Annotated in this window: 13 protein-coding genes and 1 pseudogene; 3 read left to right on the top strand and 11 right to left on the bottom strand. The window is 74.1% G+C overall.

The annotated features are described in order from the left end of the window. Positions 1 to 78 precede the first annotated feature (78 nt). Positions 79 to 1,428 (top strand): Na+/H+ antiporter NhaA, encoded by a 1,350-nt coding sequence (gene nhaA, locus GA0070604_RS12860; RefSeq protein WP_091118169.1) that lies wholly within the window; start codon positions 79 to 81, stop codon positions 1,426 to 1,428. 133 nt (positions 1,429 to 1,561) lie between these two features. On the opposite strand, the gene GA0070604_RS34275 is transcribed toward nhaA, so the two are convergent. The 9 genes and pseudogenes from GA0070604_RS34275 to GA0070604_RS12815 form a co-directional block, all read right to left on the bottom strand. Further along, positions 1,562 to 1,726, bottom strand: a complete 165-nt coding sequence (locus tag GA0070604_RS34275) for a zinc ribbon domain-containing protein (RefSeq protein WP_208602267.1) — start codon at positions 1,724 to 1,726, stop codon at positions 1,562 to 1,564. A gap of 91 nt (positions 1,727 to 1,817) precedes the next feature. Beyond that, a complete protein-coding gene (locus tag GA0070604_RS12850; RefSeq protein ID WP_091118168.1) occupies positions 1,818 to 2,033 on the bottom strand; it encodes a hypothetical protein in 216 nt (71 codons plus the stop codon). Between the two features lie 230 nt (positions 2,034 to 2,263). Then, a complete protein-coding gene (locus tag GA0070604_RS12845; protein ID WP_091118167.1) occupies positions 2,264 to 2,851 on the bottom strand; it encodes a TMEM165/GDT1 family protein in 588 nt (195 codons plus the stop codon). Between the two features lie 231 nt (positions 2,852 to 3,082). Beyond that, the gene (egtD, locus tag GA0070604_RS12840) at positions 3,083 to 4,048 is read right to left on the bottom strand and encodes an L-histidine N(alpha)-methyltransferase (protein WP_091118166.1); all 966 of its coding nucleotides are present in this window, start codon (positions 4,046 to 4,048) and stop codon (positions 3,083 to 3,085) included. Between the two features lie 61 nt (positions 4,049 to 4,109). Continuing rightward, positions 4,110 to 4,832 (bottom strand): annotated as a pseudogene (gene egtC, locus GA0070604_RS12835) (ergothioneine biosynthesis protein EgtC); the annotation flags it as partial. Positions 4,833 to 4,848: 16 nt separating this feature from the next. Further along, positions 4,849 to 6,186 carry an ergothioneine biosynthesis protein EgtB gene (gene egtB / locus GA0070604_RS12830; protein WP_091118165.1) on the bottom strand — a complete coding sequence of 446 codons (1,338 nt, stop codon included), beginning with the start codon at positions 6,184 to 6,186 and terminating at the stop codon, positions 4,849 to 4,851. Further along, entirely contained in the window at positions 6,183 to 7,418 is a 1,236-nt protein-coding gene (gene egtA, locus GA0070604_RS12825) for an ergothioneine biosynthesis glutamate--cysteine ligase EgtA (protein WP_091118164.1), read from the bottom strand. Before egtA ends, egtB begins: the two co-directional genes overlap by 4 nt. A gap of 152 nt (positions 7,419 to 7,570) precedes the next feature. Further along, on the bottom strand, positions 7,571 to 8,329 hold the full coding sequence (locus GA0070604_RS12820) for a hypothetical protein (protein WP_091118163.1): 759 nt from the start codon (positions 8,327 to 8,329) through the stop codon (positions 7,571 to 7,573). Positions 8,330 to 8,345: 16 nt separating this feature from the next. Next, positions 8,346 to 8,987: an RNA polymerase sigma factor gene (locus GA0070604_RS12815; RefSeq protein ID WP_091118162.1), complete on the bottom strand. Its 642-nt coding sequence runs from the start codon at positions 8,985 to 8,987 to the stop codon at positions 8,346 to 8,348. A gap of 534 nt (positions 8,988 to 9,521) precedes the next feature. Between GA0070604_RS12815 and GA0070604_RS12810 the strand changes: the two genes are divergently transcribed. Together GA0070604_RS12810 and GA0070604_RS12805 are read left to right on the top strand one after the other, a co-directional pair. Beyond that, positions 9,522 to 10,898, top strand: a complete 1,377-nt coding sequence (locus GA0070604_RS12810) for a serine/threonine-protein kinase (protein WP_091118161.1) — start codon at positions 9,522 to 9,524, stop codon at positions 10,896 to 10,898. Positions 10,899 to 11,015: 117 nt separating this feature from the next. Further along, on the top strand, positions 11,016 to 12,278 hold the full coding sequence (locus GA0070604_RS12805; protein ID WP_091118160.1) for a nucleotide sugar dehydrogenase: 1,263 nt from the start codon (positions 11,016 to 11,018) through the stop codon (positions 12,276 to 12,278). Between the two features lie 46 nt (positions 12,279 to 12,324). Here GA0070604_RS12805 and GA0070604_RS12800 read toward each other — a convergent pair whose 3' ends face one another. Together GA0070604_RS12800 and GA0070604_RS12795 are read right to left on the bottom strand one after the other, a co-directional pair. Next, the gene (locus GA0070604_RS12800) at positions 12,325 to 14,805 is read right to left on the bottom strand and encodes an ABC transporter permease (protein ID WP_091127075.1); all 2,481 of its coding nucleotides are present in this window, start codon (positions 14,803 to 14,805) and stop codon (positions 12,325 to 12,327) included. 5 nt (positions 14,806 to 14,810) lie between these two features. Further along, entirely contained in the window at positions 14,811 to 15,596 is a 786-nt protein-coding gene (locus GA0070604_RS12795) for an ABC transporter ATP-binding protein (protein WP_091118159.1), read from the bottom strand. Positions 15,597 to 15,670 lie beyond the last annotated feature (74 nt).

The following is a 15,670-nucleotide window of genomic DNA, read 5'->3' as shown; positions in this document are numbered from 1 at the left end:
GATAGGCTCGGAGGCGGTGTGCCGGGAAGTCTGGTCGGCGTTTGTCCCCGACAACCCGATCATCCGAGGTGACACCGCATGCCCAACCGAGCCCCTGAGCACCTGCTGTCCCGCCGTTCCTGGCCAGAGGCGCGTTTTCTGGCCGACGTGCTGCGCACCGAGACCGTCGGTGGCGGGCTGCTGCTGCTCGGCGCGGTCATCGCCCTGATCTGGGCCAACTCACCGTGGCGTGGCGCGTACGCCGCCCTCGCCGACTGGGTGCCATGGCCCGGCGGCACGGCGCTGCACCTCGACCTCGACCTGGCCACCTGGGCCGCCGACGGGCTGCTCGCGATCTTCTTCTTCGTGGTGGGCCTGGAGCTGAAGCGCGAATTCGTCGCCGGTGACCTGCGGGATCCCCGGCGGGCCGCGCTGCCGGTGGTGGCCGCGCTGGGCGGCATGGCGATGCCCGCCCTGTGCTACGTCACGGTGACCCTCGCGGCGGGCGGGGCGGGCCTGCGCGGCTGGGCCATCCCCACCGCCACCGACATCGCGTTCGCGCTGGCCGTACTGGCCGTCGTCAGCTCCCACCTGCCGCAGGGGCTACGCGCGTTCCTGCTCACCCTCGCGGTGGTCGACGACCTCTTCGCGATCATCATCATCGCGGTCTTCTACACCGCCGACTTCCACGTCCTGCCGCTGCTCGGGGCGCTCGTGCCGATCGCCGTCTTCGCCCTCGTGGTGCGGCGGCGCCGGGTCTGGTGGTGGGCGCTCGTGCCGCTCGCCGTGCTCGCCTGGGGCCTGGTGCACGCCTCCGGGGTGCACGCCACGGTCTCCGGGGTGCTGCTCGGCTTCACCGTGCCGGTGCTGGCCAAGCGCGGCAACCGACCGGAGGGGGCCGAGCGCGGCGACGGACCGGACGAGGCCGGGCGGGGCCACGGGCCGGGGCTGGCCGAGCGGCTGGAGCACCGGTGGCGGCCGGTCTCGGCCGGCCTGGCGGTGCCGGTCTTCGCGTTCTTCGCCGCCGGCGTGTCGCTGGTCGACGTGGATCTGGCCGGCGTGCTCACCGACCCGGTGGTGCTCGGGGTGGTCGCCGGGCTGGTGCTCGGCAAGAGCATCGGCGTGTTCGGCTCGACGTTCCTGCTCGCCCGGTTCACCCGCGCCGAACTCGACGAGGACATCACCTGGGCGGACATGTTCGGGCTGTCGTTGCTGGCCGGCATCGGCTTCACCGTCTCGCTGCTCATCGGCGAGCTGGCCTTCGGGCCCGGCAGCCCGGAGAACGACGGGGTGAAGGCGGCCGTCCTGTTCGGGTCGCTGGTCTCCGCCGCGCTCGCCTCCGGCGTGCTGCGGCGACGCAACCGGGCCTACCGGCGGATCTCGGAACGGGAGAGCCGGGACTCCGACGGCGACGGTGTGCCGGACGTGTACGAGGAGGAGTCCGCTTGACGGTCTCCCGCCCTGAAGGGACGGGGATTCCCTCCGCGTTGCGGGCGGAACAGCCCGCAACGCCTGGGTGGATTCGCCGTTTCACGGCGCGGTGCCGGCACGGATGCTGGTCTTACCTGCGCTTTACAGGCGTTCACGCTCTCGGCGCGTCCCGCCGCGAGCACGTTGATCGCTGGGTTGGCGTCCCGGTCGTGGACCGCCCGCAGGGGCAGGTCCACGACCGGACGGACAGCGGTTTGGGTCCGTCGGTCCGGCCGCACGCCGAGCACGTCTGCGACGTGGGCGCGAACCGGTCGATGCGGGCGAGGGTCCGTCCGTATCGGGCGGCCCTGTACGAGACCGCAACCGCGGCGGCGCCCGGTAGCGCGACCGGCGCGCGGGTACGCCGGTCAGCGCCGGTGTTCGGCCGTACGCTCCCGCTCGGTCTCCGCCGGCTCCTCGGTCTCCTCCTCCACCGCCTCGGCGTACGGCTCCATCAGGTCGTCGCCCGGCACCGCGACCGCCTCGGCCTTGTCCTGCTCGTCGGCGCGCCCGCCGGGCGGCGGCTCCGGGGCCGTGGGGTCACCGGCGAAGCCGTACTCGTTGGGCTCGTCGTGCCTGCTCATGCGCTGGACCTCCCGCTCGTGGCAGCGTTCGCCTCTCGTGGGTCACGCTATGCGCTGCTCCGCTGCGCCGCAGCGGGCCGGAGATGTTCATACCCGGCGCGGCGCGCACGATCATCGACGCCGCCGCCCGGCACGGCGCCTGGTGCGGACCGCCGCACCGGAGAGACACCGCTCCCGGTTCCGCCACCACCGCCCGGCCTGGAGCGGGACGGCGGAACCGGGAGCGGGGCTCAGGTCAGCTTGGCGACCGCCTCGAGGATCAGCCAGAGGCCGGTGACGGCGAACAGGACCGCCGCGCCGTACCGGATGGCCTTCTCCGGCAGGTGCCGGCCGAGCAGCCGGCCCACCATGATCGCCAGCGCGTCGGCGGCCACCATGCCGAGGGTGGAGCCGAGCCAGGTGCCGAACCAGCCGTACTTGGTGGCCAGGGTGATGGTGGCCAACATGGTCTTGTCACCCAGCTCGGCCAGGAAGAACGCGACGCCGACGGCGATGATGGCGTTGCGGCTGCTCTTCTCCGCCTTACGCTTCTCCTCCTCGGTGAGCTTGTCGCCGCGCAGGGTCCACGCGCCGAAGCCGAGGAACGCCACGCCGGCGATGAGCGAGATCCAGCTGGTGGGCAGCGCGGCGTGCAGTCCGTACCCGATCCCCACCGACGCCAGGTGCACGAGCGCGGTGGCGACGGTGATGCCGATGAGCACCGGCACGGGCTTGAACCGCGTGGCGAACGTCAGTGCCATGAGCTGGGACTTGTCGCCCAGCTCGGCGACGAAGATGACGCCGAAGCTGACCAGCAGCGCGACGAGGAAACCGTCCATCTGAACCTTCCCGATCAAGCCGGGAGGAGGTATGGGGTGCCCTCGACCCGGCTGCGACAGCCTGAGTCGAAGGTCTCGCCCGCCCCGAGGCCGGGGCCGCGTGGCCGGATGCGGGACGCATCAGTATGTCGACCACGACATTGGGGGCTACTCCCCTTCGCACCGACCAGCCTAGCCCACCTCCGGGGCCCGGCCGGCGCGGGGGAACAACGCCCGGCTCTGCGCGGCCCTTCAGTCGGCCCGGGCGAGGGTGACGCCGAACAGCCCGCCGGGGTCGGTCCAGAACGACTGCCGCTCGAACCCGGCGTCGGCCAGCTCCGCCGCGATCCCCGCCGGCCGGAACTTCGCCGAGATCTCGGTACGCAACTCCTCGCCGGCGGCGAACTCGACGGTCAGGTCCAGCACGTGCACCCGCATCGGGTGCTCGGCACGCAACCGCATCTCGATCCACTCGTGCTCCGGGTCCCAGACCGCCACGTGGGTGAACGCCTCCGGGTCGAAGTCGGCACCCAGCTCCCGGTTGATCACGTGGAGCACGTTGCGGTTGAACTCGGCGGTCACCCCGGCGGCGTCGTCGTACGCGGGCACGATCATCTTCGGGTCCTTGACCAGGTCGGTGCCGATCAGCAGCCAGTCGCCGGCCTCCAGGGCGGCGCGCATGGCGGTGAGGAACTCGGCCCGCTCCACCGGGAGCAGGTTGCCGATGGTCCCGCCGAGGAACACCACCAGCCGCCGGCCGCCGGTGGGCAGCCGGTCCAGTTGCCGGGTGAAGTCGCCGACGATGCCGCGTACCCGCAGGCCGGGATATTCGGCGGCGATCTGCCCGGTGGACTGGCGCAGCGCGCTGACCGAGACGTCCAGCGGCACGAACGTGCCCAACTCGCCGTGCCGGGTGAACGCGTCCAGCAGCAACCGGGTCTTCTCCGACGAGCCGGACCCCAGCTCGATCAACGTCTTCGCGCCGGTCAACTCGACGATCTCGTCGGCGTGCTCGGCCAGCACGGCCCGCTCGGCCCGGGTCGGGTAGTACTCCGGCAGCCGGGTGATCTCCCCGAACAGTTCACTGCCGCGCGCGTCGTAGAACCATTTCGGCGGCAGCCACTTCGGCCGCGCCGTCAGCCCTAGCCGGACGTCCTCCCGCAGGCCGCGGCCGAGGTCCTGCTCCTCCAGGTAGATCTCCAGTGGCTCCGCGCTCATGAGCTGTCCCTTCTGGCTGAGATATGGAAACGTCCGCGTCAGCCGACCAGTCCCGGCTGTGCACCCCGGTCGCGGTGGCCACCACCAACCGCCCCTCCGGCACCGCCCGCCAGCCCGGGTCGTCGTCGAGGGGCTCCGAGGCCAACACCACCGACCCCGGGGTACGCCGCAGCGACAGCGCGTGCCCGGCCACGCTGGCCACCACGGTCTCGCCGTCGGTCAGCAGCAGGTTCAACCGCGACCCGGGGGCCGCCGCGCTGACCGCCGCCACGGTTGCGGCCACCGCTGCCGCCGGGTCCTCGCCGGCCCGCAGCCGATGCCGGACCAGCGCCCAGAGCAGCGCCGCGTCGGTCGGCGCGTCCAGCGTCAGCAGGTCACGGACCGGCAGTTCCGCGGCGAGCGGCACCACCGCGTCCGGCCAGCCCCGGACCACGCCGTTGTGGCTGAACAGCCAGCGCCCCTCGGCGAACGGCGCGGCGGCCGTCTCCTGCACCGGCATGCCGACCGTGGCGGACCGGACGGCGGCCAGCACCGCACCGGCGACAGTCACCGCGGCCAGCTCCGGCAGGGTGGTGTCGCTCCACAGCGGCTGTGCCCGCCGGTAGCGCACCGGGTCGCCGCCGCCGCCCGGGTACCAGCCGATCCCGAAGCCGTCCGCGTTGATCGTGCCGCCGCCGCGCATGTCCCGGGGCACCCAGGACTGCCGCAGCAGCCCGTACGGCGGGTCGTACAGCAGGCTCCGCAGGCTGACCGGCGGACCGAGGTACGCCAGGTGGCGGCACATCAGCCGGCACCGCCGGTCACGCCGCCGCCTCTTCCGTCCGGGCGTCGCGGGCGCAGCGGAAGCCGCTGAAGATCTGCCGGCGGATCGGGTAGTCCCAGTTGCGGAACGTGCCCCGGCAGGCGGCCCGGTCGGTGCCGAAGGAGCCGCCGCGCAGCACCCGGTAGTCGTCGCCGAAGAAGACCTCCGAGTACTCCCGGTAGGGGAACGCGACGAAGCCCGGATGCCCCCGGAACGTCGTCGAGGTCCACTCCCAGACGTCGCCGACGAGTTGGTGCACGCCCAGCGGCGACGCGCCCGCCGGATACGCCCCCACCGGTGCCGGCCACAGGTGCCGCTGACCCAGGTTGGCGTGCTCGACCGTCGGGTCCTCGTCGCCCCACGGATAGCGCCGGGACCGGCCGGTCGCCGGGTCCCAGCGGGCCGCCTTCTCCCACTCCGCCTCGGTCGGCAGCCGCTTGCCGGCCCAGGCCGCGTACGCCTCCGCCTCGTACCAGCAGACGTGCACCACGGGCTCGTCGTCGCGTACCGGCGACCACCGGCCGAACCGGCGGTACGCCCAGCCGTCGCCGTCCCGCCGCCAGTGCATCGGTGCGCTCAGCTCGGCCTCCACGCGGTGCCGCCAGCCGGCCGCGCTCCACCAGCGCGGCTCGTCGTACCCGCCGTCGGCGACGAAGGCCCGGTACTGCCCGTTGGTGACCGGCGCCACGTCGATGACGTACGCCGGCAGCTCGACGGTGTGCGCGGGGCGCTCGTTGTCCAGCGCCCACGGGTCGGTCGAGGTGCCCATGGTGAACGGCCCGGCCGGCACCAGCACCTCGCCGGCCACCCGGGCGCGCGGCTCGGGTGGCGGCGGCGCGTCCAGCACCGGCGCCCCGGCACGCAGCTGGTGGGTGGCGAGCATGGTCTCGTCGTGCTGCTGCTCGTGCTGCACGATCATCCCGAACGCGAAGCCGTCCTCGACCAGCCTCCGGTCGGTGAACCGGACACCGTCGAGCAGGTCGAGGACCTTGTGCCGCACGGTACGCACGTACGCCCGTGCCTCGGCCGGGGGCAGCAGGGGCAGCGACGGTCGGTCCCGGCGCGGCTGTTTGAACGCGTCGTACAGGTCGTCGATGTCGCGGCGCACCGGCTCACGGCCGCCGACGTCGCGCACCAGCCACAGCTCCTCCTGGTTGCCGACGTGCGCCAGGTCCCACACCAGCGGCGACATCAGCGTCGAGTGCTGCCGCACCAGGTCGTCGTCGTCCACCGCGTCGGTCAGCAGGGCGCTGCGGGCCCGGGTGCGGTCCAGTTCCGCCGCGATCCGGCTGCGCAGCCGCTCGCTGTCCGTATCCGTCCGTTCGGTCGTGGTCACCGGTGCCTCCTCTCCACGACGGCGCGATGCCGCCGGATTCCTCGGCTCATCTCCTCGTGGCGTCCGGCCGGCAGGTCCAGCCCGGGCAGGGCCGCCAGGGCCAGCTCGAACAGCGCCGCCGCGGCGTCGGCCAGCGGCGCGTCGGCCAGCCCGTACCGGGCGGCGGCGTGCCAACGGTCGGCGACCGGCTCGGCGACGGCCAGCGCCTCCCGGGTGGTGCCCGGGTCGGCGAAGAGCGCCGCCAGCACCGCGAGCGGCACCGCCCACTCCCGGCCCGGTTGGGCGTCCAGATAGCGGATCTCCAGGTAGCCGCGGGGGCGGACCGGCGGGAAGAGGGTGCTGAGGTGGTACTCCAGGTCGTCGGTGGTCGGCGGGTGGGGCAGCGCTCCGGCCAGCCAGTCGGCGAAGGTGACGCCGGCCGGCGGGGTCCAGTCCGGGCCGTCGTCGCGTACGCAGAGCAGGGGCGCGGCGAGCGCGTACTCCGTCCAGGCGGCGACCGGGTCGCGGTCGGGCCGGGCGGGCGACCAGACCGGGGCCGTCCGGGCCGGGTCGATGGCCAGCCAGGCGGCCATCCGCGTGGAGGCCCATCCGGTACGTCGGCCGGCGTGGCGGTCGGCGGTGGCGAAGGCGGCCAGCAGCGGCGGCCCGACCGCGTGGGCGGCGGCCCATCGCTGCGCCAACCGCGCCGGCTCCCCCGCGTCGAGGCAGACCTGGAGGCCGGCGGTGCTGTACATCATGGCGCGACCGGCCGGGCCGCGCCGGTCGAAGACGCATCGCATGGCCTGGTAACGGGGCGTTTCCAGCACCGGAAGCGGGGCCCGCCAGGGATCCATCCCGCTGCGGCCCAGAACGAGACCGTCGGCGTGCAGCGCGGCGGTCAGTTCGGCGATGTCGGCCTCGGTGGCCAGGATCAGCGCGGCGACCGAGGGTCGCGGCGCGGAGGAGATCTCCACCTGCCCGCCCGGCTCCACGGTCACGGCGCCGCCGTGCCGGAGTCTCTGGGCGGGGCTGGTGGGGTCGATGGTGACGGGGCTGTGCCGCCCCAGCGCCCGGCGCAGGCGCTCGCGGTCGACCGGGCGGGTCGGGTCCGCGGCGTCGTGCACCGTCCATTCCAGCTCGACACCGGTCAGGGTGGGCGGGCCGGTCTTGAAGCAGATCCTGGCGAGATACCCGGCCGCCGCGGCCTCGTCCCGCAGGACGGTGGCCCGGTCCAACTCCGGCGACATCACCAAGAGACGGCTCCTCTCTCCGGGTGGCGGTCACCGCGTCGACCAGGACGCGCACCGTCACCGGTCGCACACGCTTCCACCATCATGTGTCTAGCAGACGGAATCCGCGCGTCCGGAGAGATGAATGTTTGTCCGGAATCTGGTGGCTGTCGGGATCAGCCGGCGTCCGGCTTTCCGGTGGCACGGGCGGGGGGCCGCATCGACGTGGCCTCGGGCGACCGGGTGGATCGGGCATCCGGCGGCGGCTTACCGACCGCCTCCGGTACGAGCCGGACGCAGTACTCCTCGACCTGCTCGGCTCCGCCGGCCGCCGTGACCAGGCCGGCGAAGCCCGGCGTGTCCAGCGCCCGCGCCCGCTGCTCGGCCGACTTCGCCAGGTACGCCCGGCAGTGGCCGGCGAGATTCCCGGGCGGCGCCGGCTTTCCGGGGTCGCCGGAACCGGTCGGGCCGGGTTCGGCGGACGGCACGGGGGCACCGGTGCTCGGGCTCGCCGCCCGGGACTGGGCCGGCCGGCTCGGGCTACCCGCGCCGGTACTGCCGGCGGAGGTGCCGGCCGAGACGGTCGACGGCGGCGGCGGCGTCGGCGTCGGGACCTCGGACCGGTCCAGGTTCACCGCGGCGACGGCGACCCCGGCGGTGGCGACGGCGGCGATTCCGGCCGTCCAGGCCGCCACGCCGACCCGGAAGCGTCCCCACCGGGGTGCCGGCGCCGGTGCCGCCGACGGGTTCGCCCGGGCCGCCCGGAACGCGGCGAGCGCCTGCTCCTCACCGGCCAGCTCGGTCGAGTCGCCCGGGGCGCTCGCCGCGGCGAGCAGCCGGGCCAGCGGGTCGGCCCCGGGTGGCGGCTGCCCGGCGCGGGCCGCGTCGAGGAGACGCTCGGACTCCGCCCGGTCGTCGGGCCGGCGAAAGCTCATCCCAATCCCCCCACCGTCATCCATCCGCCGGCTCCGCCGTCGGCGCGTTCGGCGCCTGCCGCCCCCGGCCGGTACGGGGGTGGGGCGGGGCGGCCTCCCCGGCCCGGTCGGACAGCGATACGGGGTCGGTGCGTTCCAGGAGCGAGGCGAGCCGGCGCAGGCCGCGGTGCGCTGCGGTACGAACGGCTCCCGGGCGCCGGCCGAGAACCCGCCCGGCGGTCTCCGCGTCGAGGCCGATCACGGCCCGCAGCAGGACCGCCTCCGCCTCCCGGGGCGGCAGGGTCGCGATCAGCGCCAGCGCGCTCTCGGTGCCGATGCTCTCGCCGGCCCGCTCGGCCGTGTCGGCGTCCCCGGCCAGCCCGCTGAGCGCCTGGACCGGCACCGGGAGGGACGGTCGTCGCCGCTGCCGGCGCAGGTGGTCCATCGCCCGGTTGCGCGCGATGGTGACCGTCCAGGCCCGGAACTCCCCGCCGGTGAAGGTGGGCAGGTCGCGGGAGATCTGCAACCAGGTCTCGGACGCGACGTCCTCGGCGTCCCCGCCCACCAGGGCGGTGAGGTAGCGCAGCAGGCCGGGCTGGAGGCTGCGGTAGAGGAAGCGGAAGGCGTCCTCGTCGCCCGCCTGCGCCGCGGTGGCCGCCTCGCTCAGGTCACCGGTCATGGACCCGCCGTTTCCGCCCTGCCGAATCCCGGGACCGGAGCGTGCCGGCATATCCGGCGCACGAACGGTCGGGTGACCGGATCACCACCCGCACCACCAGCCCCCCGCTGACCTGATCGGCGTTCGGCGTGGAGACGCACGGACGCACATGGACAGGTGCCGCGACGTAACGGCCGTCGGCGGACATACCGTACCCGCGCCATGGGGCACCCCAGAGCCGGGCTAACGGTAGGAGCGGATGGACGGGCGGACAAGCGGCCAGCCCATCGGAGGAAGGTGAGAATTGTCGCCGGGCACCGGCGGCGGGTCGGCGTAACGAACATCAGCGGCCATACGCTGCGGCGGAGCTCGAACGGCCCGCCCGGCCGGACAGCGGACCAACGGTCGGCGCCTCCCTGGCCGATCGTACTCGAATCATGACCCTCAGCCGATCGGGGCGGCGGTCGCTGACCGTTTCGGCGAAACGGGTCGAATCGACCGTCGCCCGAACGGGTGAGATCACGGGAAATACTCTGCGACCGGTCTGGGTACGGTATGGGGGTGTTGTCATCGGAGGTCGTCCTCAGCGGCCGGTACCGGCTGAACGACCGTGTCGCCACGGGCGGCATGGGCGACGTCTGGCGGGCCACTGACCTGGTGCTGGGCCGTCAGGTCGCGGTGAAGGTCCTGCTGCCCGCGCTGGTCTCCGATCCCGACTTCATCGCCCGCTTCCGCGCCGAGGCGCGGATCATGGCCGCCCTGCGGAACCCGGGCGTGGTGCAGGTCTTCGACTGCGGCCAGGACGAGCTTCCCGACGGCGGCCGGGCCGACTACCTGGTCATGGAGTTCGTCGAGGGCGAGCCGCTGTCCAAGCGGATCGAAGCGGCCGGCCGACTCGAGGTCGCCGAGACGATGTCGATCGTGGCGCAGGTCGCCGAGGCCCTGCACGCCGCGCACGCCCGGGGCATCGTCCACCGGGACGTGAAGCCGAGCAATCTGCTGGTTCAGGCGAACGGCGCCGTCACCCTGGTCGATTTCGGGGTGGCCCGGTCGACCAACGTGACCAGCATCACCAGCACGAACGCGGTGCCCGGCACCGCCCTCTACATGGCCCCCGAGCAGGCGGCCGGCCGCCCCGTCTCCGGTGCCACCGACATCTACGCGCTCGGCGCGGTGACCTACTGCTGCCTCACCGGCAGCCCGCCCTTCACCGGCGACAGTCCGCTCCAGGTGGCCGTCCGCCACCTGGACGACGAGCCGCCGGAACTGCCGGCGGACATCCCGCAGCCGGTCCGCGACCTGGTCGCCCGGGCGCTCGCGAAGGACCCCGCCAAGCGCTTCCCCACCGGCGCGGCGATGGCCGCCGCGGCCCGGGCCGCGACCTCCGACTCGCCGACCTCGACGGCGCCGACGGCGCCGGTCAGGTTACGCAGCTCGGCCGGGGTCGCGGACACCAGGGACGATCTTCCAGTCGTGGCACCGTCACCGGCCCGGCCGGGTCGCCGACGGGGAACGCTGGTCGGCGCGGCCGCCGCGGTACTTGTGGCGCTGGCCGCGCTCGGCGCCGCGCTGGGCGCCTCCGGGGACGCGGACGAGCCGGCCACCACCATCAAGACCCCACCACCGGCCACCACCTCCAGCGACGACACGCCGGTCGCCGAGGAGTCGGCGCCCGCCGAGCAGAGCAACCGGCCGACCCGGCGGGGGCCGGGCAACCGCCCGCCGGAGACGGCGACCTCCACCCCGACCCCGACCGGGTCTCCGAGCGCGTCCGTCGAGCCGTCACCGTCGGACGCGGTGTCGGCCACCCCGCCCGCTTCGGCGACGACGCCGAGCAGTCCGGACCCGACGACGGACAACTCCTCACCGCCGACCACCAACCCGACGACGCCCCCGCCAGGCGGCGGTGGCGGACTGCCTGCGGGCAACTGACTCGCCGGGGCCGTCGCACAGGACCCGACAGCAGCAGAATGCCCAAACCAGACATACAGCGCGCAAACTCCACCTAGGGTGACGGACGGGGTACGTACGTACTCGTGAGGAGCCCGGGTGAGTACTGAGAAGCTGGTCGTGATCGGCCAGGGATACGTGGGACTGCCGCTCGCCGTACGCGCGGTCGAGGCCGGCATGGACGTCGTCGGGCTCGACGTGGACACCGACCGGGTGAAGCTGCTCACCAACGGCGAGTCCTACGTGGAGGACATTCCGGTCGACCGGCTGGGGCGGGCCCTGTACACCGGACGCTACCGCCCGAGCAGCGACTACGCCGACGCGGAGGGCTTCGACTTCTGTGTCATCACCGTGCCCACACCGCTGCGCGACGGCACTCCCGACCTCGGCTTCGTCGAGCAGGCCGGCCTGAACATCGGGCCGTACCTGCGGCCCGGCTGCACGGTGATCCTGGAGTCCACCACATACCCGGGCACCACCGAGGAGCTGCTCCGTCCACTGCTGGAATCCACCAGCGGGCTATGCAGCCCGGCCGACTTCCACCTCGGCTACAGCCCGGAGCGGATCGACCCGGGCAACCCGACCTGGCGGTTGGAGAACACCCCGAAGGTGGTGTCCGGGGTGGACAACGCCTCGCTGCACCGGGTGGACGCCTTCTACCGGCGACTGGTCGAGCGGACGGTGCCGGTCGACTCGACCCGGGTGGCCGAGTTGACCAAGCTGATCGAGAACACCTTCCGCCAGGTCAACATCGGCCTGATCAACGAGCTGACGATGCTCTCCCACCAGCTCGACATCGACGTCTGGCAGGCGATCGAGGCCGCCGAGACGAAGCCGTTCGGGTTCATGCCGTTCCGGCCCGGTCCGGGCGTGGGCGGGCACTGCCTGCCGATCGACCCCTGCTACCTGTCCTGGCAGGTGAGGCGCCGGCTCGGCCGGCAGTTCCGCTTCATCGAGCTGGCCAACGACATCAACCACGAGATGCCCGAGCACGTGGCGCAGCGGGTCATGGCGGGCCTGAACCGCTGCGGCCGGGCCGTCACCGGCGCCCGGCTGCTGCTGCTCGGTCTGGCGTACAAGCGCAACACCGGGGACATGCGGGACTCGCCCGCCGCGGACGTGGCGGCCCGGCTGCGCGGCCTCGGTGCGGAGGTGCTCGCCGTGGAGCCGTACGCCGAGCCGCACCACGTCCCGGACGGGGTGGCGCTGGTGGAGCTGACCGAGCACGAGGTCCGCGCGGCCGACGCGGTGGTGGTGGTGACCGACCACGACTGCTTCGACTACGACCTGGTGACCCGGCACGCCCGCTACGTCTTCGACACCCGCAACCGCTGCCAGGGGCCGACGGTCGAGCGGCTCTGACGCGCCCCGCTCCGGCCCCGCCGAGGCGGGGCCGGAGCGGCTCCGGTCACTCGGCGCCGAGCGCCTCCACCACCGGCCGGGACAGCGCCCGCCGGGCCGGAAGGACGCTGGCGGCCAACGCGGCCAGCACCGCCACTCCGACGACGAGGCCGAGCCGCCCCCACGGCATCACCAGGGCGAAGTCGGCACCGATCCGAGCCAGGACCGCCATCCCGCCGGCGCCCACACCGGTGCCCAACGCGATGCCGAGCAGCGTGCCGACCAGCGCGGTGAGCACCGCCTCGACGGCGAGCACCGCCCGCATTCTGCCCCGGGTGAGCCCCACCGCCCGCAGCACGGCGTTCTCCCGGGTGCGCTCCACCACCGACAGGCTGAGCGTGTTCGCCACGCCGACCAGTGCGATCACCACGGCCAGGCCGAGCAGCGCGGTGACGAAGGTCAGCAGCATGTCCACGGTCCCGGTGAGCATCTTCTTGTACGCGGCCTGGTGCAGCAGGTTGACCGTCGGGTATTCGGCGAGCACCGACTCGATGGCGGCCTGGGCGGTGTCCAGGGCGACCCCCTCCGCGGGGTCCACCTCGGCCAGGTAGCCCCGCTCGGTCGGGAAGAGGCGGGTGAAGTCGGCGTCGACGACGTCGACCACGTACCCGGCGGGCACCTGACTGCCGGCGAGAATCGGCTCCTCGGCGGCCACCACGGCCGCCACCCGGAACGGCCGGCCGGCGAGCGTGATCGTCGACCCGACCGTCCAGTCCCGGGCGGCGGCCAACTCGCGGTGCACCAGCACCGTCCCCGGCGCCAGCCCGGCCGGGTCGCCCGCGTCCACCGCGGACAGCGTCCGGCGGACCAGCGCCGGGTGGGCGGCCCGCAGCTCGACGCCGTCGACCACGTGGCTGCGCTGCTCGTGCACGATGCCCAGCTCCGGGCGGGCGGCCAGCTCACCGGCGAGCGGCGCCGGCAGCTCCGTGCCGATCCCGGTGACCAGGAAGTCCACCCCGATCTCCTGGTCCACCGCGCGCTCGATGCCGGCCTTCGCGCTCGCCGCGCCGACCACGAACGCGGACACCAGGCCGATCCCGATCACCATGGCGGTGGCGGTGGCGGCGGCCCGACGCGGGTTGCGCACGGCGTTCGCCACGGCCAGCCCGGCGGTGGCGCCGAACAGCCGACGGGCCGGCCAGCCGAGCACCCGGACCAGCGCCGGCACCAGCAGCGGTCCGAACAGCACGATGCCCAGGAAGGCCAGCACCCCACCGGCGGCGACCAGCGGCACCTGTCCGGTGGCGCCGGCGCCGACCAGCGCCGCCACCCCGGCGGCGAGGAGCACCCCGCCGGCCGCGAGACGTACCCGGCCGGCCCGCCGGGCGGGCTGCACGGCGGCGTCGGTCAGCGCGGCCACCGGCGCGACCCGGGTGCCCTGCCACGCCGGTACGGCGGCCGACACCATCGTGAGCAGCACGCCGAGGCCGAGGCAGAGCGACACCGTACGGGCGGTGACGGAGAACTCGCCGCCGACCGGGGCGTCCAGCGCGGACAGCAGCGCGCCGAGGCCCGCGGCCAACCCGACGCCGGCCAGTACGCCCAACGCCGAGGCGAGCAGCCCGGTCAACGCCGCTTCCGCCAGGGTCGCCCGGAAGACCTGGCCCCGGGTGGCCCCGACCATCCGCAGCAGGGCCGTACGCCGGGTCCGCTGGGCGAGCACGATGGCGAAGGTGTTGGCGATCACGAAGCCGGCCACGATCACCGCCACCGCGGCGAAGGTCAGCAGGAACAGCCCGAACTGCCGCCCGTCGCGGACGGCGTCCTCGACGGCCTCGTCCAGGATGGTCTGCCGGTCCTTGACCGTCACGCCCGGTTCGACGACCGCGCGGACCCGGTCGGCCAGCGCCTGCCGATCCATCCCGGGCCGGGCGGCCACCATGATCCGGTCGTAGCCGGGCACACCGGCGACGGCCAGCGCGTCCGCACCGACCAGACCGATGTACGGGCCGCCGACGTCGCGCGAGGTGCCGGCCACGTCCAGCGTGCCGACCAGGGTGTACGGCCGGGCCGCTCCCGCGGACCCGCCGACCCGTACCGGTGTGCCGAGGGAGAAGCCCTGATCGGCGACGGTCTCGGCGTCGAGCACCAGCTCGCCCGGCTGCCGGGGAAGCCGACCGGCCACCACGTCGTACGACTGGAGGGCCGGGTCGGCGGGGATCGCGGCCAGCACCCCGTAGCCGAGCACCGGCTTGCCGTCGGCGCCGACCACCCCGGCCGTCCCGGTCAGTTCCCCGTCGGCGGCGGCCACCCCGTCGACCGCGCGCACCCGCTCGACCAGGTCGGGTGGCAGCAGCGTCTTCCCGGCGTACGCGGCCAGGTCGGTGTGCCGGTCGAAGGTGCCGGCCCGGGCGTACGCCCCGGCGCGCATACCGTCGGTGAAGATCAGGGTGCCGGCGACGAAGGCGACGCCGAGCACGACTGCGAGGCAGGAGAAGAGCAGGCGCAGCCCGTCGGCGCGGACCTGGCGCAGGGTCAGGCGCAGCATGCCGGTCACCGCCCCACCAGCGGCGCGCCGGCACGGGCCGGTTCGAGACGGGTGAGCGTGTCGAGGACCTGCGCGGCGGTCGGCGCGTGCAACTCGTCGGCCATCCGGCCGTCGGCGAGGAAGACCACCCGGTCGGCGTACGCGGCGGCGACCGGGTCGTGGGTCACCATGACCACGGTCTGGCCGAGGGTGTCGACCGCCTCGCGGAGCAGCCGCAGCACCTCCGCCCCGGAGCGGGAGTCCAGGTTTCCGGTCGGCTCGTCGGCGAAGATCACCCACGGGCGGGTGATCAGCGCCCGGGCCACCGCGACCCGCTGCTGCTGGCCACCGGAAAGTTCGGCCGGGCGGTGCCCGAGCCGGTCGCTGAGGCCGACCGCGGCCACCACCTGCCGCAGCCAGGCCCGGTCGGGCCGCCGGCCGGCGATGGCCGACGGCAGCACGATGTTCTCCTCGGCGGTGAGGGTCGGCAGCAGGTTGAACTTCTGGAAGACGAAACCGACCCGGTCCCGGCGCAGCAGGGTCAGCCGGCGGTCGTCGAGCCGGGCCAGGTCGGCGTCGCCGATCCGGACCGTGCCGGCCGAGGGCCGGTCCAGGCCGGCGAGGCAGTGCAGGAGGGTCGACTTGCCGGAACCGGACGGCCCCATGACGGCGGTGAACCGGCCGGCGGCCAGGTCGAGGTCGACGCCGTCGAGGGCGACGACCCGGGACTGCCCGGAGCCGTACTCCTTGCGCAGCGCACGGGCGGTTACGGCGACGCCGGTGGCGGTGCTCGTGGTGGGTGCGACGGACACGTGGTGCTCCCCGTCTCGAAACGTTCAGCGGACGTCTCCGACGCTATGGGCGGCACCCGTGATCGAGATCCACC

This window comes from Micromonospora eburnea, assembly GCF_900090225.1.
Lineage (GTDB): Bacteria > Actinomycetota > Actinomycetes > Mycobacteriales > Micromonosporaceae > Micromonospora > Micromonospora eburnea.
This window is presented reverse-complemented; position numbering and strand designations above follow the sequence as displayed.

Coding starts and splice junctions, on each gene's coding strand:
- GA0070604_RS12845 (WP_091118167.1), bottom strand. CDS start 2,851: ATGGACGGTTTCCTCGTCGCGCTGCTGGTCAGCTTCGGCGTCATCTTC.
- GA0070604_RS12820 (WP_091118163.1), bottom strand. CDS start 8,329: ATGAGCTTTCGCCGGCCCGACGACCGGGCGGAGTCCGAGCGTCTCCTC.
- GA0070604_RS12850 (WP_091118168.1), bottom strand. CDS start 2,033: ATGAGCAGGCACGACGAGCCCAACGAGTACGGCTTCGCCGGTGACCCC.
- GA0070604_RS12800 (WP_091127075.1), bottom strand. CDS start 14,805: ATGCTGCGCCTGACCCTGCGCCAGGTCCGCGCCGACGGGCTGCGCCTG.
- nhaA (WP_091118169.1), top strand. CDS start 79: ATGCCCAACCGAGCCCCTGAGCACCTGCTGTCCCGCCGTTCCTGGCCA.
- GA0070604_RS12810 (WP_091118161.1), top strand. CDS start 9,522: ATGGGGGTGTTGTCATCGGAGGTCGTCCTCAGCGGCCGGTACCGGCTG.
- GA0070604_RS12815 (WP_091118162.1), bottom strand. CDS start 8,987: ATGACCGGTGACCTGAGCGAGGCGGCCACCGCGGCGCAGGCGGGCGAC.
- egtD (WP_091118166.1), bottom strand. CDS start 4,048: ATGAGCGCGGAGCCACTGGAGATCTACCTGGAGGAGCAGGACCTCGGC.